At 67.6% G+C, this 18,434-nt stretch carries 18 protein-coding genes and 1 pseudogene; 14 read left to right on the top strand and 5 right to left on the bottom strand.

From position 1 onward, the window contains the following. Positions 1 to 81: 81 nt before the first annotated feature. The 10 genes and pseudogenes from dapA to QP166_RS08350 all read left to right on the top strand — a co-directional run bounded on the left by dapA (position 82) and on the right by QP166_RS08350 (position 11,848). Positions 82 to 963 carry a 4-hydroxy-tetrahydrodipicolinate synthase gene (gene dapA, locus QP166_RS08395; RefSeq protein ID WP_333915501.1) on the top strand — a complete coding sequence of 294 codons (882 nt, stop codon included), beginning with the start codon at positions 82 to 84 and terminating at the stop codon, positions 961 to 963. A gap of 22 nt (positions 964 to 985) precedes the next feature. Next, positions 986 to 1,306, top strand: a complete 321-nt coding sequence (locus tag QP166_RS08390) for a hypothetical protein (protein WP_333915500.1) — start codon at positions 986 to 988, stop codon at positions 1,304 to 1,306. 39 nt (positions 1,307 to 1,345) lie between these two features. Next, on the top strand, positions 1,346 to 1,828 hold the full coding sequence (gene smpB / locus QP166_RS08385) for an SsrA-binding protein SmpB (RefSeq protein ID WP_333915499.1): 483 nt from the start codon (positions 1,346 to 1,348) through the stop codon (positions 1,826 to 1,828). A gap of 23 nt (positions 1,829 to 1,851) precedes the next feature. Beyond that, the gene (locus QP166_RS08380; protein ID WP_333917299.1) at positions 1,852 to 2,391 is read left to right on the top strand and encodes a DUF2062 domain-containing protein; all 540 of its coding nucleotides are present in this window, start codon (positions 1,852 to 1,854) and stop codon (positions 2,389 to 2,391) included. 64 nt (positions 2,392 to 2,455) lie between these two features. Beyond that, on the top strand, positions 2,456 to 4,498 hold the full coding sequence (locus tag QP166_RS08375; RefSeq protein ID WP_333915498.1) for a M13 family metallopeptidase: 2,043 nt from the start codon (positions 2,456 to 2,458) through the stop codon (positions 4,496 to 4,498). 17 nt (positions 4,499 to 4,515) lie between these two features. Then, positions 4,516 to 6,932: pseudogene (locus QP166_RS08370) on the top strand (response regulator). An 89-nt stretch (positions 6,933 to 7,021) separates the two neighbouring features. Continuing rightward, entirely contained in the window at positions 7,022 to 7,369 is a 348-nt protein-coding gene (locus QP166_RS08365) for a response regulator (RefSeq protein ID WP_333915497.1), read from the top strand. 50 nt (positions 7,370 to 7,419) lie between these two features. Further along, positions 7,420 to 9,141 (top strand): dihydroxy-acid dehydratase, encoded by a 1,722-nt coding sequence (gene ilvD / locus QP166_RS08360; protein WP_333915496.1) that lies wholly within the window; start codon positions 7,420 to 7,422, stop codon positions 9,139 to 9,141. A gap of 158 nt (positions 9,142 to 9,299) precedes the next feature. Continuing rightward, entirely contained in the window at positions 9,300 to 10,673 is a 1,374-nt protein-coding gene (locus tag QP166_RS08355; protein ID WP_333915495.1) for an NAD(P)H-hydrate dehydratase, read from the top strand. After that, complete coding sequence (locus tag QP166_RS08350; RefSeq protein WP_333915494.1) at positions 10,670 to 11,848, top strand: class I SAM-dependent RNA methyltransferase; 1,179 nt, start codon at positions 10,670 to 10,672, stop codon at positions 11,846 to 11,848. Before QP166_RS08355 ends, QP166_RS08350 begins: the two co-directional genes overlap by 4 nt. Here the strand turns inward: QP166_RS08350 and truA are convergent. Both truA and fmt read right to left on the bottom strand, forming a co-directional pair. Beyond that, positions 11,788 to 12,579, bottom strand: a complete 792-nt coding sequence (gene truA / locus QP166_RS08345; protein WP_333915493.1) for a tRNA pseudouridine(38-40) synthase TruA — start codon at positions 12,577 to 12,579, stop codon at positions 11,788 to 11,790. The two genes, QP166_RS08350 and truA, sit on opposite strands and share 61 nt — an antisense overlap. After that, entirely contained in the window at positions 12,576 to 13,481 is a 906-nt protein-coding gene (gene fmt / locus QP166_RS08340) for a methionyl-tRNA formyltransferase (protein ID WP_333915492.1), read from the bottom strand. The genes truA and fmt overlap by 4 nt, the downstream gene beginning before the upstream one ends. Positions 13,482 to 13,533: 52 nt before the next feature. Between fmt and recR the strand changes: the two genes are divergently transcribed. The 4 genes from recR to QP166_RS08320 all read left to right on the top strand — a co-directional run bounded on the left by recR (position 13,534) and on the right by QP166_RS08320 (position 16,908). Then, positions 13,534 to 14,130, top strand: a complete 597-nt coding sequence (recR, locus tag QP166_RS08335) for a recombination mediator RecR (protein WP_333917298.1) — start codon at positions 13,534 to 13,536, stop codon at positions 14,128 to 14,130. Between the two features lie 31 nt (positions 14,131 to 14,161). After that, positions 14,162 to 14,692 (top strand): peptide deformylase, encoded by a 531-nt coding sequence (def, locus tag QP166_RS08330; RefSeq protein ID WP_333915491.1) that lies wholly within the window; start codon positions 14,162 to 14,164, stop codon positions 14,690 to 14,692. Between the two features lie 66 nt (positions 14,693 to 14,758). After that, on the top strand, positions 14,759 to 16,138 hold the full coding sequence (locus tag QP166_RS08325; protein WP_333915490.1) for a DNA recombination protein RmuC: 1,380 nt from the start codon (positions 14,759 to 14,761) through the stop codon (positions 16,136 to 16,138). 5 nt (positions 16,139 to 16,143) lie between these two features. Continuing rightward, the gene (locus QP166_RS08320; RefSeq protein WP_333915489.1) at positions 16,144 to 16,908 is read left to right on the top strand and encodes an AAA family ATPase; all 765 of its coding nucleotides are present in this window, start codon (positions 16,144 to 16,146) and stop codon (positions 16,906 to 16,908) included. 6 nt (positions 16,909 to 16,914) lie between these two features. Here the strand turns inward: QP166_RS08320 and QP166_RS08315 are convergent, their stop codons facing one another. From QP166_RS08315 to QP166_RS08305, 3 genes are read right to left on the bottom strand one after another with little or no spacing between them, the layout of a single operon-like run. Beyond that, the gene (locus tag QP166_RS08315; RefSeq protein ID WP_333915488.1) at positions 16,915 to 17,712 is read right to left on the bottom strand and encodes a TrmH family RNA methyltransferase; all 798 of its coding nucleotides are present in this window, start codon (positions 17,710 to 17,712) and stop codon (positions 16,915 to 16,917) included. 19 nt (positions 17,713 to 17,731) lie between these two features. Further along, complete coding sequence (locus QP166_RS08310; RefSeq protein ID WP_333915487.1) at positions 17,732 to 18,001, bottom strand: HPr family phosphocarrier protein; 270 nt, start codon at positions 17,999 to 18,001, stop codon at positions 17,732 to 17,734. Continuing rightward, a complete protein-coding gene (locus QP166_RS08305; protein ID WP_333917297.1) occupies positions 17,998 to 18,405 on the bottom strand; it encodes a PTS sugar transporter subunit IIA in 408 nt (135 codons plus the stop codon). Before QP166_RS08305 ends, QP166_RS08310 begins: the two co-directional genes overlap by 4 nt. Positions 18,406 to 18,434 lie beyond the last annotated feature (29 nt).

Here is an 18,434-nt window from a genome sequence, read left to right as displayed (position 1 = left end):
CGTGGTGGACAGCATAGCAGCCCTAGCCGTATCTGCGCTGAACCGCGTCCCCCAAACGCGCGTCAGGAGCAAATTCGTCTCATGTTCTCAGGTTCCATCCCCGCATTGGTCACGCCGTTCGATGCGCAGGGCGATTTCGTCGAGTCGGCGTATCGCGACCTGATCGAGTGGCAAATCGTCGAGGGCTCCTCCGCGCTCGTGCCGTGCGGCACCACCGGCGAGGCGGCGACGCTGACCAAGGAGGAGCAATTCGCGATCGTCCGAGTCTGCGTCGATCAGGCGAAGGGACGCGTGCCGGTGATTGCCGGGGCGGGATCGAACGATACGCGCGTCGCCGCCGCGAATCTGCACGCCGCTCGCGAGGCGGGGGCGGATGCGGCGCTGATGGTGCCGCCTTATTACAATCGCCCGTCGCAGGAGGGCATCTATCGCCATTTCGAGGCACTCGCCGCCGACTCACCGCTGCCGATCGTCCTCTACAACGTCCCCGCGCGGACCGTCACCGATATCCAGCCCGACACGCTGATCCGCATCGTCGCGGCGTTTCCGAAGGTCTTCGTCGCGGTGAAGGACGCCTCGGGCGTGCTGACCCGCGTGACGCAGCACCGCGCCGGGCTGGGCGCGGACTTCTGCCAGCTTTCCGGGAACGACGACCTCGGGCTCGCCTTCAACGCCAATGGCGGGGTGGGGTGCATCTCGGTCACCGCCAATGTCGCGCCGGGGCTATGCGCCGACTTCCAGCGCGCCTGTGCTGCGGGTGACATTGCGACAGCGCGCGACCTGCACGACCGGCTGTTCGCGCTCCACACGTCGCTGTTCACCGACGCGTCGCCTGGCCCGGTGAAGTACGCGATGACCAAGGTGCGCCCCGGCTTCCCCGATGGCTTGCGCCTGCCGATGACCTGGCCGTCAGAGGCGAGCCGTGCGGCGGTGGATGCCGGGCTCGAACACGCTGGGCTCTGACGTGGCTTTCGGGAGATAGGACATGACGGCGCTCTGGTTCATCCTCCAGTCCGCCGTCGCAGGCCCGTTGCTCGACAAGCCTGTCGCGCCCGACCCGTGCCGCGCCCCGGCCGGCAACGACGTGGTCGTCTGTGGCCAGCGCCTTGATCCGGAACGCTACCGCCTCCGCCCGCTCTCCGATCGCTACGACGCCGACGCCGCTGCGCTCCCCAAGGCCGAGACCGGCATCCTCGGCGGCCGCGCGACGCTGGCCGCGGAGACCGAGGCCGCCAGCGTCGGCGGGGTGCAGAGCAATCGCGCGATGATCCGGCTCAAGGTGCCGCTCGGAAAATCTCGGCGTTAGCCGTTTGCCCCCTGCGTCGGTCGCGCCTACATCGCGCGCATGTCGCGTCCCAAACCCACCACCTTCGACAAGAAGAAGATCGTCGCCGAAAATCGCCGCGCCCGTTTCGATTACGCGGTCGACACCACCTATGAGGCGGGGATCGTGCTTACCGGCACCGAGGTGAAGTCGCTGCGCTTCGGCGAGGGTTCGATCGCGGAAAGCTATGCCGAGGTGAAGGGCGACGAGGTGTGGCTGGTCAATTCGAACATCCCCGAATTCAGCCACGGCAACCGCTTCAATCACGAACCCAAGCGGCCCCGTAAACTGCTGCTTCACGAGCGTGAAATAAACAAGCTGCACGGCGCGGTCGCGCGGGACGGCATGACGCTGGTGCCGTTGATGATCTACTTCAACGGGCAGGGACGCGCGAAGGTGGAACTGGCACTCGCCAAGGGACGGAAAGCGCACGACAAGCGCGAACATATCAAGGAACGCGACTGGAAACGCGAAGCCGGTCGCATCCTGCGCGACCACGGCTGACCGTGGCGACGCGGCCGGTGACCCTGTGGGAGCGCGTCGCGGCGTGGAGCCGCCGCAACCTGCCGACACGCGAGTCGATGGCGAACAGTCGCGTGCTGCGCCCGGTCGCGCATCGCGTACTCGCGCCTGAGCTGTGGCGGTTCACGCGACGCTCCGTGCCGCGCGGCGTGGCGCTGGGGATGTTTACCGGTATCCTGATCCCGCTCGGTCAGATCCCGGCCTCGGCGGTGCTCGCGCTGCCGCTGCGCGCCAACGTGCCGGCGGCGGCGCTCACCACTTTCTTCACCAATCCGCTGACCACGCCATTGCTGTTCGTGATGTACTATAAGGTCGGTAACTGGTTGCTCCACCTCGATCGCTCGGTGCCCGGACAACCGCTGGGCGATGCCGTGCAGGCCGCGCCGGGCTGGATCGACTGGCTCTTGCAGGACGCCGGTCCCGCCACCGCGGTGGGAATGGTGGTCTGCTCGGTGATCGGCGCGCTGCTCGGTTACGGGCTGGCGGCGCTCTTGTGGCGGCTGTGGATCGCGCGCAAATGGCGGCACCGTCACCACGGTAACTAGCGCAGACGGTCACGGCTGGTTACAAAACCTGCATTCAGCGGCTTTCCCGAAGGATGCCTGGTAAATGCGTTTGGTCACCATCACCGTTTCTTCGCTTCTGGCGCTCATCCCCGCCGCATTGATCGCGCAATCCGCGCAGCAGCCCGCACCTGCGCCGACACCTGCCGCCGACCGCCCCACGTACGGCACCTTCGGCTTCGACGCCGCGGGCATGGACCGTGGCGTGCAGCCGGGCGACGACTTCTACGGCTTCGCCAACGGCACCTGGGCGAAGAACACCGCGATCCCCGCCGACGAGTCGAACTATGGCGCCTTCAACGTGCTGCAGGACCTGTCGCGTGAGCGCACGCGGTCGATCCTCGAGGCCGCCAAGGGTGATCCGCGCTCGAAGATCGGCACCGCTTATGCCGCTTTCCTCGATACCGGCGCGATCGAGAATGCCGGACTGAAGCCGGTCCAGCCGTGGCTGGCCAAGATCCGCAAGGTCGACAAGGCCGGTTACCCCGCCTTGCTCGCCGAAGCGGATCGCAACGGCGTCGACATCCCGTTCGGCCTGTACGTCGGGCAGGACGACAAGGACCCGGACACCTATGCGGTCAACCTGATGCAGAACGGGCTGGGGATGCCCGACCGCGATTATTACCTGTCGACCGACGCCAAGCTGATGCAGACCAAGGCCGCCTATCAGGCACATCTGGCCAAGCTGCTGACGCTCGCCGGTGAAGCGAACGGCGAGGCGCGTGCCGCCGCGCTCGTGGCGTTCGAGACCGAGCTGGCGCGTGTGCACTGGACCCGCATCGACAGCCGCGACGCGGACAAGACCTATAACAAGATGACGCTGGAGCAGTTGCGGCAGAGCGCGCCGGGCTTCGACTTCGCGGGCTTCCTCAAGGCCGAGAAGGCGAGCGCGCCAACGCTGATCGTCGCGCAGCCGACCGCGATCGCGGGCACCGCGAAGCTGATCGCCGCCACGCCCATCGCGGTGCTGCGTGATCAGTTGCTGGTGCGCAGCCTCGACGGCTTCGCCGACGTACTGCCGAAAGCGATCGATGCCGAGAGCTTCGCGTTCAACGGAACCGTGCTGAGCGGCACCCCGCAGCAGCGTGAGCGGTGGAAGCGCGGCGTGAGCTTCACCTCCGAGGCGCTGACCGATGAGGTCAGCAAGGTCTATGTCGCGCGCTATTTCCCGCCCGAAACCAAGGCGGCGGCGGACGAGATGGTCAAGAACGTGCTCGCCGCGCTCGGCAAGCGCGTCGAGAAGCTCGACTGGATGGCGCCGGAGACCAAGCAAAAGGCACTCGCCAAGCTTGCCGCCTTCACCCCGCGGATCGGTTATCCCGAGCAGTGGCGCGATTATTCGAACCTCGACGTTCGCGCCAACGACGCGTTCGGCAACATGCTGCGCGCCAATCAGTGGCGGCACGATTACAACGTCACCAAGCTCGGCAAGCCGATCTATCGCTGGGAATGGGGCATGGCGCCGATGACGGTGAACGCGCAGGCCAATTTCGGTCTGGTCGCGATCACCTTCCCGGCGGCGATCCTCCAGCCGCCGTTCTTCGATCCCAAGGCCGACCCGGCGGTCAATTACGGCGGGATCGGCGCGGTGATCGGGCATGAGATCAGCCACCATTTCGACGATCAGGGCGCGAAATACGACGCCAAGGGGCGGCTGACGCAATGGTGGACCGATGGCGACGTGCAGAAGTTCAAGGCGCTTAGCGAGCGGCTGGTCAAGCAGTACGACGCCTATAAGCCGCTGCCAGGGATGCATGTGAAGGGCGAGCTGACCCTCGGCGAGAATAGCGCCGACCTCGCCGGGCTCGCCGCCGCACACGACGCCTATGTCGCGACGCTGGGGGGCAAGCCCGCGCCGTTGATCGACGGCTTCACCGGCGACCAGCGTTTCTATCTCGGCTGGGCGCAGGTGTGGCGCCGCAACTATCGCGAGGCCAATCTGCGCCAGCGTCTGCTCACCGACCCCCACGCACCGTCCGAGCAGCGCGGCAATATCGTCCGCAACATGGATCCGTGGTACTCGGCCTATAATCCGCAGCCGGGCCAGAAGCTGTACCTCGCGCCCAATGCGCGGGTGCGGATCTGGTGATCGGCTGAACGACGGTGATGCGGCTCGCGACGATCGAGAAGGAACGGCGGTGGCTCGACGGCGGAGTCGCCGCGCTGGCGATTGCCGGCGTTGCCGGGATGGCCGCCGCCGCGTTGATCCTGTGGCTGGTGGGCGATCCGCTGGTCGCGGGCGGCTTTCTCGCAACGGCGCTGGTGCTCGCCGGGGCGGCTGCCGCGGTCGTCCGGCTGCGGCGTGCGACCGATGCGGCGGTAATGGTCAGCTATGATTGGGAATTGCTGCGCGTCATGGCGGAGGCGAGCCCGGACGGTGTCGCGATCACCGACCGCAGCGGGCGGTTGGTGTGCGCGAACGATCAATATGAGCAGATGTTCGCCGGCTTCCCGACCCCGCCGTCGCTGCCGCTGGCCGGCGACGGCGCAGGCGAGCTGGAGGTAGCGGGGCGCACCGCGTGGCGCGATGGAAAGGCGCATGTCGCGCTCAAAGGTGCGGTCGGGGTGATCGAGGCGACGATCGTGCGGGCGGGTCAGCAACAGGATGTGCTGATCTGGCGCTTCGCGGGCCGCGCGGTTTCGCCGGGGCTGCCCGCACGATTGATGGAGGCGCTCAACGGCGTGCTCGGCGCGCAGCTTGGCGCGGCGGGCGTCATGGCGGCGCTCATCACCGCCGAGGGTTACGTCATCTCGGCGAACGCGGTGCTTCAGACACGCGCCTCGCCGTCTGCGGATCGGCCGATCATCGGCGAGGATCTCGCCGCTTTCCTTGCAGAAGACGATGCGGGGCTGGTCCGCTTCGTCGCGGAGGGAGGCGCGGCCACCCCGCTGAGACTTATTCAGATCCCCCTCTCCGACGATCCTGAGGCGGCGATCCTCGTCGCGCTGGTCGACAGCGATCCGTCGATCGGCGGCGCATCGGGCGACGGGATCGAGGCGTTGCTGATGCTGATGCCGTTCGGTGTCGCGCTTGTCGATCGCGAGGGACGCTTCCTCCAGATGAACAGTGCGTTCGCTCGCGCGGCGAACGTCAACGCCGGCGTGCCGCCGATCTACCCCGGCGACCTCGTCGTGCGCGAGGACAAGAGCGCGGTCGCCGATGCGATCCGTCGTTTCGCGAGCACGGCGGCGCGCTCGACCGATCTGGCGGTGCGGTTGAAGGGGCATCCCGACGATCCGGTCGCCTTGTCGATCGCCGCTGCCCGTGGGCTCGGCGATGCGGCGGTGCTGTTGAGCCTCAAGGACAATGGCGAGGAGAACCGGTTGAAGCGCGAGGTGGCGCAGGCGACCAAGATGCAGGCGGTCGGCCAGCTGGCAGGCGGCGTCGCCCACGACTTCAACAACATCCTGACCGCGATCATCGGGCATTGCGATCTGATGCTGATGCGCCACTCGCCGGGCGACAGCGATTATGACGATATCCAGCAGATCCGCGCCAATTCGAACCGTGCGGCGAGCCTGACCCGGCAATTGCTCGCCTTCTCGCGCCAGCAGACGCTGCGGCCGCAGGTGTTGCAGCTGCCCGACGTCGTCTCCGAAGTGTCGAACCTGTTGCGCCGGCTGATGGGCGAAACCGTGACGATGGAGGTCAAGCACGGCCGCGATCTCGGCGCCGTACGTGCCGATCCGGGACAGCTCGAGCAGGTGGTCGTCAACCTGGCGGTCAACGCGCGCGACGCGATGCTCAGCACCGGCACCAGCGGCAAGCTGACGATCCAGACCCGCTCGGTGCCGATCGGCGAGACCCGCCGGCGTGGCGACATCATTCCCAACGGCGATTATACGGCGCTGGAAATATCCGACACCGGCACCGGCATCCCGCCGGAGGTGTTGCCGAAGATCTTCGAGCCGTTCTTCACCACCAAGGAGGTGGGCAAGGGCACCGGGCTCGGGCTGTCGACCGTCTACGGCATCGTCAAGCAATCCGGCGGCTTCATCTTCGCCGACCCCGTCCTGGACGCGGCGCGACCTTCACCATCTATCTGCCGGTCCATACCGCCGGCGTCCCCGATGCGGTGACCGTCGCGGCACAGGCTAAACAGGCCGCCCGGCACCGCTCGGGCGACCTGTGGGGCAGCGGGACGATCCTGCTGGTCGAGGACGAGGACATGGTTCGCGCGGTCGCCGAGCGGGCGCTGGCGCGACAGGGCTATACCGTGCTTGCGGCGGAAAACGGCGAGGCGGCGATGGAGTTGATGCAAGGCGTCGACAGGCCGACGTTGGTCATCTCCGACGTGATGATGCCGTTGATGGATGGCCCCACGCTCGCGCGGCAACTCCGCAAGATCCATCCGGGGATCCCGATCCTGTTCATGTCCGGCTATGCCGAGGAGCAATTGCGCCGCTCGATCGACCTCGACAACGTCGCTTTCCTGCCCAAGCCGTTTTCGGTGCAGCAGCTGGCGGAGGCGACCCGAGACGTGCTGGTCGCACAGGATGAGGCATCCCGGCCTCAGGCGTGAACAGCCGCCTGAAATCGAGATGTTTCTGTATCGTAACGGACACGTGAGAGCGGTTGCGTGCGCGCGAGAGCGCGCTATGGCATTTCGCCATGACGATGCGTGTGCTTTTGGTCGAAGACGAACCGTTGATTGCGATGATGCTCGAGGATTTCCTCGACGCGCTCGACAAGACTCATGCCGGGACCGCCGACAGCGTCGCCGCGGCGCTGCCGTTGGTGGAGGCGGGCGGGTTCGACGCCGCGATCCTCGACGTCAACCTGCGCGGTGGTGAGAAGAGCTTCGCGATCGCCGACGCGCTTGCCGAACGCAACATCCCGTTCGTCTTCGCTACCGGTGGCGGCGGCGACGAGATCGCCGCGACCCACCGCGAGCGGCCGCGCCTCGCCAAGCCGTTCACGATCGATGGCGTCGACAAGGCGCTTAGCGAGCTGGCCTGACGCATAATACTTGCGCAACGCCCGCCTTCGGCGACATAGGCGTGCGCATCATGACCCAGACCTTCGACAAGTCCCGCCTGCCGAGCCGCCACGTGTCGGTCGGCCCCGAACGCGCGCCGCACCGCAGCTATTATTATGCGATGGGCCTCACCGAGGAGGAGATCGCGCGCCCGTTCGTCGCGCTCGCCTCCGCCGGTAACGACAGCGCGCCGTGCAACACCACGCTGAACGCGCAGGCCGACGCCTCGCGCCGCGGTGTGGAGCAGGGCGGTGGGATGCCGCGCCGCTTCAACACGATCACGGTCACCGACGGGATCGCGATGGGGCATCAGGGGATGAAATCCTCGCTGGTCAGCCGCGAGGTGATCGCCGACTCGGTCGAGCTGTCGGTTCGCGGCCATTGCTATGACGCGCTGGTCGGCTTCGCGGGGTGCGACAAATCGCTGCCCGGGATGATGATGGCGATGCTGCGGCTCAATGTGCCGTCGATCTTCGTCTATGGCGGCTCGATCCTCCCCGGCCGCTTTCACGACCGCGACGTGACCGTAGTCGACGTGTTCGAGGTGGTCGGCAAATATGCCGCCGGCGCGTGTCCGTTGTCCGAGGTGCACGAGCTGGAGAAGGTCGCGTGCCCCGGCCACGGCGCCTGCGGCGGCCAGTTCACCGCCAACACGATGGCGTGTGTCGGCGAGGCGATCGGCCTGTCGCTTCCCAACAGCAACATGGTCCCCGCACCCTATACGACGCGCGAGCAGATCGCCGTCGCCGCGGGCGCGCAGGTGATGGAGCTGGTCGCGCGCAACCTGCGTCCGCGCGATATCTGCACGCGCAGCGCGTTCATCAACGCCGCGCGCGTCGTGGCGGCGACCGGCGGGTCGACCAACGCCGCGCTCCACCTGCCCGCGATGGCGAGCGAGGCCGGGATCGAGTTCGACCTGTTCGATGTCGCCGAAGCCTTCAAGTCGACGCCTTACATCGCCGACCTGAAGCCGGGCGGGAAGTATGTCGCCAAGGACATGTACGAGGCCGGCGGCGTCTACATGCTGATGAAGACGATGCTGGCCGGCGGGTTGCTCGACGGCGAGTGCCTGACCGTTACCGGCAAGACGCTCGGCGAGAACATCGACGAGGTGACGTGGAACCCCGACCAGAAGGTGATCTACGACGTCTCGACCCCGATCACACCGACCGGCGGCGTCGTCGGGCTGCGCGGGTCGCTCGCCCCCGATGGCGCGATCGTCAAGGTCGCGGGGATGCACCGCCTGCAGTTCGAAGGGCCGGCGCGCTGTTTCGACTGCGAGGAGGACGCCTTCGCTGCGGTCGAGGCACGCCAAATCAACGAGGGCGAGGTCATCGTCATCCGCTACGAGGGTCCCAAGGGCGGGCCGGGGATGCGCGAGATGCTCTCCACCACCGCGGCGCTCTACGGCCTCGGCATGGGCGAGAAGGTCGCGCTGATCACCGACGGTCGCTTCTCGGGCGGGACGCGCGGTTTCTGCATCGGCCATGTCGGGCCGGAGGCAGCCGAAGGCGGCCCGATCGCGCTCGTCGAGGACGGCGACCCGATCCGCATCGACGCCGAAGCAGGGACGATCGACCTGCTCGTCGACGAGGCGGTGCTCGGCGACCGCCGCGCCCGGTGGCAGGCGCGCCAAAACGATTATGGCGCGGGTGCCTTGTGGCGCTACGCCCAGAATGTCGGTCCGGCCTACAAGGGCGCGGTGACGCACCCCGGCGCGAAGACGGAGCGGCACGTCTACGCAGATATTTGAGGCTGCGGATGCAGCGAAGCAATCCATTGTCGGGTGGCGCCGCGATGGATTGCTTCGATGACAGGCGCGACGTCAGGTTCGGCTGGTTTGCGAGCAGGCGTGCCATCCATCTCAACGAACCGCTTCACTCCGGCGTCATCAGGCGGTAGGCACCGGTGATGATCCCGATCGCCGGAACCCCCGTGCTCACCGCCGCCGAGATGCGCGCGGCGGAAGCAGCCGTCATCGCCACCGGCATCAGTGTCGATACGCTGATGCAGCGCGCCGGGGCAGGGATCGCCGATGCCGTCCGGCGGCTTGCGGGCGTCAATGAAGTGTTGATCTTGTGCGGTCCCGGCAACAATGGCGGCGATGGCTATGTCGCCGCCGCCCGCCTGCACGCCGCCGGGCGGATGGTCCGCGTCGCCGCCTCCGCCGAACCGCATACCCCCGCCGCGATCGCCGCGCGCGCGTTATGGACGGGCGCGGTCGAGCCGCTCACGACGGTCTCACCTGCACCGGTGCTGGTCGATGCGCTGTTCGGCACCGGCCTGTCGCGCGCGCTCGACAGCGACACCAGCGACGCGCTCGGGCGGCTGGTCGCAAAGGCGAACCTCGCCATTGCGGTCGACCTCCCCAGCGGCGTCTCGACCGATGACGGTGCATTGCTCGGCGACGTCCCCGCGTTCCACGCCACGCTCGCGCTCGGCGCTGCCAAGCCCGCGCATCTGCTCCAGCCCGCCGCTGCGCGGTGCGGCGTCGTGCGCATGATCCCGATCGGCGTCGGAACCGAAAGCGCAGTGCACGCCCTCGCACGTCCGGATTTCGCCGCGCCACCCATGGATGCGCACAAGTTCACGCGCGGCATGGTCGCGGTCGTTCGGGGGCGGATGGCCGGGGCGGCGCAGCTCGCGGCCCGCGCGGCGATGCACGCAGGCGCGGGATACGTCGAACTGCTCGGCGCGACTATCCCCGGCGCGCCGCACGCGCTGGTCCGCCGCCGCTGCGACGCGGAAGCGCTCGCCGACCCGCGCATCACCGCGCTGTTGATTGGGCCCGGCCTCGGCCGCAACGACGAAGCGCGCGCGCTGCTCGATCAGGCGCTCGCCACCGACCATCCGCTGGTGATCGACGGCGACGCACTCCATCTGATCAGCCCCGAGCGGCTCGCCGAGCGCAATGCGCCGCTGATCCTCACCCCGCACGCCGGCGAATTCGCTGCCTTGTTCGGGGCACCCACCGGAAACAAACTCGCCGCGGCGCGCGACGCCGCCGTACGCGCGCAGGCCATCGTCGTCTTCAAGGGACCAGCCACTGTCATTGCCGCGCCCGACGGTCAGGCGATCATGGCCGGTGAAGCGACCTCATGGCTATCGACCGCCGGCACCGGCGACGTCCTCGCCGGTGCGATCGCCGCGATGCTCGCAGGCGGCCACGCGCAGCTCGACGCCGCCGCGGCCGGAGTATGGCTCCACGCCGAGGCGGCGCGGCGGCTCGGACCCGCGTTCATCGCCGACGAACTCGCAACGGCCCTGTCGGGAGCACGCGCATGACCACCATCGTCCGGGTCGCGGCGCGTGGCGAAGGCATCGCTGATGACGGTCGGCACATCCCTTTGGCCGCTCCCGGCGACACGCTCGCCGCCGATGGAACGATCGTCCGCGGCCCGCACCATCTCGATCCGCCGTGCCGCCATTATCCAGAATGCGGCGGCTGCCAGCTTCAGCACTTAGACGATATCGCCTGGGCCGGGTTCATCACCGATCGCATTGCAGGGGCATTGGAGGCGCATGGCGTGCGTGCGCCGATCCGTCCGCCGTTATTGTCGCCGCCGCGCACCCGCCGCCGCGCCACGCTGCACATGGAGCCGTCCGGCCGGATCGGCTTCACCGCAGAGCGCAGCCATCAGATCGTCGATCTGCATGAATGCCATGTGCTCGCACCCGAGCTGTTCGCGCTGGTCCGCCCGCTCAAGCGGCTGCTCCCAAGCTTCAAAGCGAAGCGTCGCCTGGACGTTCATCTGACCCTTGCCGATCAGGGTGTCGACGTGCTCGTGAAGGGCGTCGCGCCCGAAGGTCTCGCGCATCACGACGCGCTTACCGCATTGGCACAGGCGCACCGCGTCGCGCGGATCGCGTTCGACGACGGCATGGGGCCGGAAACCCGCTGGGAGCCAGAGCCGGTGACGATCACGCTCGGCGATGTCGCGGTGCCGCTCCCGCCAGGCGCCTTCCTTCAGGCGACGGTCGAGGGTGAGGCGGCACTGGTCGCCGCCACGCTCGAGGCAGTGCAGGGCGCTCGGATCGTCGCCGACCTGTTCGCCGGTCTCGGCACCTTTGCCTTGTCTCTCGATGCGCGCGTCTACGCCGCCGAAGGGGCGCGCGATGCGATCATGGCGCTCAAGGCCGCGGCCGGGCGGGCGCAGCGTCCGGTGTTCACCGAGCATCGCGACCTGTTCCGCCGTCCGTTGACCAGCGCGGAGCTGGACCGCTTCGACGCGATCGTCCTCGATCCGCCGCGTGCCGGTGCCCGCGAGCAGGTGTTGCAACTCGCCGCGTCGAAGGTCGCGACTATCGGGTATATTTCATGTAGTCCCAGCAGCTTCGCGCGTGATGCACAGGAATTGTGCAAAGCCGGCTACACGCTCGACTGGGTGCAGGCGGTCGGTCAATTCCGCTGGTCGACGCACATCGAACTGGCGTCGCGCTTCAGCCGGTCGCCTGCATAGAGCGCCTTCACGAAGAACAGCCCGTCGGGCGGCGCGTTGAGGCCCAGCCGACCCCGGTCGGCGGCCCGCAACGCGTCGCCGAGATCGTCTTTCGACCACCGTCCCATCCCGACCAGCGCGAGGCACCCCACCATCGAACGCACCTGATGGTGGAGGAACGACCGCGCCTCCACCCGCACGGTCACCCGGTCGTCGTCGCGCGTCACCGCCATCCAGTCGATCGACTTGAGCGGGCTCGCCGACTGGCAATGCGCCGAGCGAAACGTGGTGAAGTCGTGCGCGCCGACCAATAGCTGTGCCGCATCGTGCATCGCGCGCGCGTCGAGCGGTTGCGGAAGTTGCCACGCCAGCCCTTTTTCGAAGGTCAGCGGCGGGCGGCGATTGACGATGCGATATTCATAAGCGCGCGCAAGGCACGAAAATCGCGCGTGAAAATCTTCATCCACCTCGACGCAGTTGAGGATCGCCACCGGCGCGGGACGCAGTCGCGCGTTGAGGGCTTCGCTCAGCCGAAACGCGCCGATCGGCTTGGCGATGTCGAGATGCGCGCACATCGCCAAACCATGGACGCCGGCATCGGTTCGCCCGGCACAATGCACCACGACCTGTTCGCCGGTCACTGCCAGCGCCGCTTCCTCGATCGCCTGCTGGACGCTCGGGCCATGCGCCTGCCGCTGCCAGCCCATGAACGGCCGCCCGTCGAACTCGACGGTCAGCGCATAGCGCGTCACAACCGCGTCCCGGCCGGGATCGGGAAGCCGCGCAACAATTCCTCGACGCTCATCACGCCGCGCCCTGCGCGTTGTACACGTACCGGGCGGATCGCGCCCGTTGCGCAGGTGATCGTCATCGCTTCGTCGACCACCTCGCCGGGCGACCCATGCCCCTCCGCCAGCTCGGCTTCGAGCACCTTCACCCGTTCCCCCTGATGTTCGAAGAAGCCACCCGGCACCGGACAGAAGGCCGCGATCTGCCGCACGACCTGCGCGGCGTCCTGGCCGAAGTTGATCCGGGCCTCTTCCTTGCGGATCTTCTCGGCATAGGTGATGCCAGTCTCCGGCTGCGCGACGGGCGGGTAGGCGTCGGGTTCACGCAAGACTTGAACCATCAAGCGCGCGCCCATCATCGATAGCTCGTCCGTGAGTTGCCCGGCGTTCTTGCGACCGATCGGCGTCCGTCCTTCCAGCCGCACCGGCCCGGTATCAAGTCCCGCCTCCATCTGCATGATCCCGACCCCGGTTTCGGCGTCACTGGCAAGGATCGCACGCTGCACCGGCGCCGCTCCCCGCCAGCGCGGCAACAGCGACCCATGGACGTTGAGGCATCCAAGCCGCGGCGCATCGAGCACCGCGCGCGGCAGGATCAGCCCATAGGCCGCAACCACCGCGACATCCGCTGCGTGCGCCGCGAACGCTGCCTGCGCTTCGGAGTCGCGCAACGTAACCGGGGTATGCACCGGAACACCCAGCTCTTCCGCACGAACATGTACGGGCGAGCGCACCAGCTCACGCCCGCGCCGACCGCCGGGGCGCGGCGGCTGGCTGTACGCCGCGACCACATCGTGCCCGTCCGCGACCAAAGCCTCCAGCGTCGGCACTGCGAACGCCGGGGTTCCCATGAAGATGATCCGCATCGCCCCTCTCGACACGCTGGCGGCGCGCGGTGCAACCCCCTATCTGTTCCGCATGGCATCCCCCGAGATCGAGGCGCTGACGAGCGCGCTGGCGCGGCTTCCCGGTTTCGGTCCCCGTTCGGCGCGACGGGCGGTGCTCCACCTGCTCAAGCGTCGCGAGGCGTCGCTAGCGCCGTTGCGCGCGGCGCTGATCGCGGTTGAGGAACGGCTCGCAACCTGCGGTAATTGCGGGAACGTCGATACCAGCGATCCGTGCCAGATCTGCGCCGACCCGCGCCGCGATCCGCGCAGCCTGTGCGTGGTCGAGGATGTCAGCGACCTATGGGCGCTGGAGCGTGGACGCCTTTTTCCCGGCCGTTTCCATGTGCTTGGCGGGCGCTTGTCGGCGCTGGAAGGGGTTCGTCCGGAGGATCTAGCGATCGAGGGGCTGATCGCGCGCGTTGCCGACGGGGCGGTCGACGAGGTCGTGCTGGCGATGAACGCAACGCTCGAAGGCCAGACCACCGCCCATTATCTCGCCGAGCGGCTGGACCGCTATCCCGTCCGGCTCACGCAGCTCGCGCACGGCCTGCCGGTTGGCGGCGAGCTGGATTATCTCGACGAAGGAACGCTCGCGCAGGCGCTGCGGGCGCGCCGCCCGGTCGCTTGACGGGCCGGCGACGCGCTTATAGCGCCGCGCCATGGCCATTCTCCCGATCGTAGAAGTCCCCGACGCGCGCTTGCGCGAAACCGCTGAACCCGTTGCGGAAGTGAACGACGCCGTGCGCGCGACAGTCGCCGACATGTTCGACACCATGTATGACGCACACGGCATCGGGCTTGCGGCGGTACAGGTCGGCATCATGCAGCGGATCGTCGTCATCGACCTTCAGGAGCGCGAGTTGGAAGAAGGCGAGCCCCGCGAGGCGGCACGCGACCCGCGCGCGTTCATCAACCCGGAACTTACGTGGCTCAGCGAGGAAACCTCGAGGTACAACGAGGGCTGCCTCTCGATCCCCGAGCAATATGCCGAAGTGACACGCCCGACGCGCTGCCGGGTCGCCTGGCTCGACACCGACGGTGCGCGGCAGGAGGCCGAGTTCGACGGCCTTATGTCTACATGTATGCAGCATGAGATCGATCATCTGAACGGCGTGCTGTTCATCGATCACATTTCGCGGTTGAAGCGCGGGATGCTGCTCAAGAAGCTCGACAAGCTTCGTCGCAGCTGATCCGCGGGCGGGTCGGGCGCCAATTAACGGTTGTCGCCGCCACCTCGTTCGATCTATGTTCCGCCGATGGTCGAATACATCCTCGTCGCTCTCCTGGCACTCGCGCTCGGTGCCCTGCTCGGCTGGCTCGCCGGCAAGCGTGAGGCCGCTGCTTTCCGGCAGGAGCGTGACGCGCAGGTCGAGCAGTTCAAGCGCGCGATCACCGATCTGGCCGGCGCGGAGGAACGCGCCCGGGCGGCCGAGGCGCTCCGCACCGAACTGACGCAGGCGCGCGACGAGCGCGAGGCGGCGCGGTTGCAGGTCTCGCGGCTCGAAGCGGAAGGCCGCGCCGCCGAGCAGCGCATCGCCGACCTGCGCGCCGCCGCTGACGAGATGAGCCTGCGCTTCCGCGAGGTCGCGCAAAACGCGCTGGGCGACGCGCAGAAGCAATTTCTCGAACGCGCCGAGGCGCGCTTTCGTCAGGCCGAGGAGCAATCGGGGCAGGGGCTGCGCGCCTTGCTCCAGCCGGTCAACGACCGCCTGCTCCGCTACGAAGAGGGCGTCGCCAAGATCGAGGCCGAGCGGCGCGACGCTTTCGGTGAGTTGCGTGGGCAGATTGAGGCGATGCGCGTCGGGCAGGAGCGTGTCTCCGGCGAAGCGGCCAAGCTGGTCAACGCGCTCCGCAACGCCCCCAAGGCGCGCGGGCGCTGGGGCGAGCAGCAGCTTCGCAACGTGCTGGAATCATGCGGTCTTGCCGAACATACCGACTTCCGCATGGAGGTGAGCGTCGCTGGCGAGGAAGGCGCTAGGCTGCGCCCCGACGCGATCGTTCGCGTCCCCGGCGGCAAGTCGCTGATCGTCGACGCCAAGGTGTCGCTCAACGCCTATCAGGATGCGTTCGGCGCGGTCGATGAAGCCGAACGCCAGCTGGGACTCGCCGCGCATGCCGCGTCGATGCGCGCGCACGTCAACGCATTGGGGGCCAAGGCTTATTGGACGCAGTTCGACGACGCGCCCGAATATGTCGTGATGTTCGTCCCCGGCGAGCATTTCCTCTCCGCCGCGCTCGAATATGATGCGACGCTGTGGGATTACGCGTTCGAGCGCCGCGTGCTGCTCGCCACCCCGACGAACCTGATCGCGATCGCGCGCACCGTCTCGGCGGTGTGGCGGCAGGAGAAATTGGCGCGCGAGGCGCAGGAAATCGGGGCGCTCGGCAAGGAACTCTACCAGCGGCTCGCGGTGATGGGCGGCCATGTCGCGCGGCTCGGCAAGAACCTCGACACCGCGATGGGCGCGTACAACAGCTTCGTCGGTAGTCTGGAGAGCCAGGTGCTGACCAGCGCCCGGCGTTTCGAGTTGCTCAACATCGACACCGGCAACAAGTCGATCGAAACGCTGCCGGTCGGGGAACAGGCCGCGCGCCCGCTGACGAAGCTGGTCGCCGTCGAGGACGCGGCGGAATAATAAAGATGGCGCGCGGGTTCCAGACCAAGCTCGCGCCACCTTACTTCAAGCAGATCCGCATTCGCGACGACGTAGCGGTCGATCGGACGCGCTACCCGTTCAACCTGCCGATGCTGCGCGACGATGATTTCGCCCTGCGTTTCGACCGCGCCGTGACGATCATGGTCGGCGAGAACGGCGTCGGCAAGTCGACGCTGCTGGAGGGGATCGCTGCCATCGCCGGCTTCGATCAGGCGGGTGGCGGTCCGGGCTACCGGCCGCTCGATCATAGTGCGGCCATCGAACAGAATGGCGACCGCTTGCAGGACATGTTGCGCGCCAATTGGTTGCCCAAAGTCGGGCAGGGTTGGTTCTTCCGCGCCGAAAGCTTCTTCAGCGTCTCCCGCTACCTCGACCAGGCAGCTTTAGAGGACGGCGCGGCCTCGTCGGACTTCCTGTCCCATTCGCACGGCGAAGGCTTCCTCCGCTTTTTCGCAGAGCGGTGCGCACGGCCGGGCATCTTCCTGTTCGACGAACCCGAATCGGCGTTGTCTCCGCGGCGGCAGTTCGAGTTCGTGAAATTGCTGCGCACGATCGCGGCGGCCGGAAAGGCGCAGGTGATCGTCGCCACGCACTCTCCCATCTTGATGGCCACGCCTGAAGCCCGCTTGCTGTCGGTGACGCGCGCCGGCATCGATCCGATCGCGCTGGAAGATAGCGACCATTACCGGCTCTATCGCGAGTTCATCCTTGACCCCCGCGGCACGGTGGAAGCGATGGCGGATGAGTGACCGCCCTCACCGATGCCGCGCCAGCACCTCATAGGCCATCACCGCCGTCGCCACCGCTGCGTTCAGGCTATCGGCCTTGCCCAGCATCGGCATCTTCACCAGCAGATCGCATTCGGCCTCATATTCCTCGGGCAACCCCTGCGCCTCGTTACCCGTCAGCAGGAAGGTCGGTGCGGTATAGGGCGCGTCGCGATAGCCGTTCTCGGTCTGCAAACTCAGCCCGACCAATTGCCCCGGCCCCTCGCGCAGCCACGACAGGAACTCCGGCCAGATCACCCGCACGATCGGCACCGTGAACAGCGCCCCCATGCTCGCCCGCACCGCCTCGGTCGAGAAGGGATCGACGCATTCGTCGACGAGGATCAGCGCCCCCGCACCGACCGCATCGCCGGTGCGCAGGATCGTGCCGAGATTGCCGGGGTCGCGCAGCCGCTCCGCCACCAGCCAGATCGGCGCGGCATTGCGATCGAGGTCCTCCAGCGTCGTCTCGAACGTGTCGAACACGCCCACCACCGCCTGCGGATTGTCCTTGCCCGACAGTTTCGAGAGGATGTCGGGCGTCGTTTCGACTGCCTCGCCATAATCCGCCTCGACCGCGTCGATCAGCGCGCGAACCAACGGATGGTCGGCGCTCGCCGCCGCGAAGAACAGGATGCGCGGGATGCGTCCGGTCTCGCGCGCTTCGGTCAGGATGCGCAGGCCCTCGGCGAGGAACAGGCCCTCTTCGCGCCGGTGCCGCTTGTCGCGCAACGCCTGCACGCGCTTGACCAACGGGTTGGAGAAGGAGGTAATGACCTTGGGCATAAGCGACGACGGCGGAGGATCAATCCTCGCCGAACTTGCCCTCGACCAGTGCGCACATCGTCTCGACCACATTCTCGGCCTGCTCGCCCTCGGCGGAGATCGTGATATGGTCGCCCTTGGCGGCGCCGAGCATCATCAAGCCCATGATCGACGTCCCGATCACTTCCGAATCGCCCTTGGCGACCTTCACCGGCGCGGGCTGGCCGCTGGCGAGCGTCACGAACTTGGCGCTGGCGCGCGCGTGGAGCCCGCGGCGGTTGGTGACCTCGACGGTGCGCGACACCGTCATGCCGCAGCCTCGCCCAGCACCTCGGACGCGACCGAGATATATTTGCGCCCCGCCTCACGCGCGGCCGCGACCGCCGCGACGACGGTCATCGCCTTGCGCGCGGACTCCAGCCGGATCAGCATCGGCAGGTTGATGCCCGCGATCACCTCGACGCGCCCGCGCTCCATCAGCGAGATCGCGAGGTTGGAGGGCGTGCCGCCGAACAGGTCGGTCAGGACGATCACCCCGCGGCCTTCATCGACCTCGGCGATGGTCGCGGCGATATCGGCGCGGCGCGCCTCCATATCGTCCTCGGGCCCGATCGCGACGGTACGCACCTGCCGCTGCGGGCCGACGACATGCTCCATCGCGACGACGAACTCGTCGGCAAGACGCCCGTGGGTAACGAGCACCAAACCGATCACTGGCCCCGACATTTGCTTCGACAATCCGT

It is taken from the genome of Sphingomonas sp. LR60, from assembly GCF_036855935.1.
GTDB lineage: Bacteria > Pseudomonadota > Alphaproteobacteria > Sphingomonadales > Sphingomonadaceae > Sphingomonas.
The sequence above is the reverse complement of the archived record's forward strand: the minus strand, read 5'-3'. Positions and strand labels throughout refer to the sequence as shown.

Bases quoted from the DNA above. Each gene is read 5' to 3' on its own strand.
- QP166_RS08365 (WP_333915497.1), top strand. From the start codon at position 7,022: ATGACGATGCGTGTGCTTTTGGTCGAAGACGAACCGTTGATTGCGATG.
- recR (WP_333917298.1), top strand. From the start codon at position 13,534: ATGGCATCCCCCGAGATCGAGGCGCTGACGAGCGCGCTGGCGCGGCTT.
- QP166_RS08375 (WP_333915498.1), top strand. From the start codon at position 2,456: ATGCGTTTGGTCACCATCACCGTTTCTTCGCTTCTGGCGCTCATCCCC.
- QP166_RS08350 (WP_333915494.1), top strand. From the start codon at position 10,670: ATGACCACCATCGTCCGGGTCGCGGCGCGTGGCGAAGGCATCGCTGAT.
- smpB (WP_333915499.1), top strand. From the start codon at position 1,346: ATGTCGCGTCCCAAACCCACCACCTTCGACAAGAAGAAGATCGTCGCC.
- dapA (WP_333915501.1), top strand. From the start codon at position 82: ATGTTCTCAGGTTCCATCCCCGCATTGGTCACGCCGTTCGATGCGCAG.
- def (WP_333915491.1), top strand. From the start codon at position 14,162: ATGGCCATTCTCCCGATCGTAGAAGTCCCCGACGCGCGCTTGCGCGAA.
- ilvD (WP_333915496.1), top strand. From the start codon at position 7,420: ATGACCCAGACCTTCGACAAGTCCCGCCTGCCGAGCCGCCACGTGTCG.
- QP166_RS08355 (WP_333915495.1), top strand. From the start codon at position 9,300: ATGATCCCGATCGCCGGAACCCCCGTGCTCACCGCCGCCGAGATGCGC.
- fmt (WP_333915492.1), bottom strand. From the start codon at position 13,481: ATGCGGATCATCTTCATGGGAACCCCGGCGTTCGCAGTGCCGACGCTG.
- QP166_RS08310 (WP_333915487.1), bottom strand. From the start codon at position 18,001: ATGACGGTGTCGCGCACCGTCGAGGTCACCAACCGCCGCGGGCTCCAC.
- QP166_RS08325 (WP_333915490.1), top strand. From the start codon at position 14,759: ATGGTCGAATACATCCTCGTCGCTCTCCTGGCACTCGCGCTCGGTGCC.
- QP166_RS08315 (WP_333915488.1), bottom strand. From the start codon at position 17,712: ATGCCCAAGGTCATTACCTCCTTCTCCAACCCGTTGGTCAAGCGCGTG.
- QP166_RS08320 (WP_333915489.1), top strand. From the start codon at position 16,144: ATGGCGCGCGGGTTCCAGACCAAGCTCGCGCCACCTTACTTCAAGCAG.
- QP166_RS08390 (WP_333915500.1), top strand. From the start codon at position 986: ATGACGGCGCTCTGGTTCATCCTCCAGTCCGCCGTCGCAGGCCCGTTG.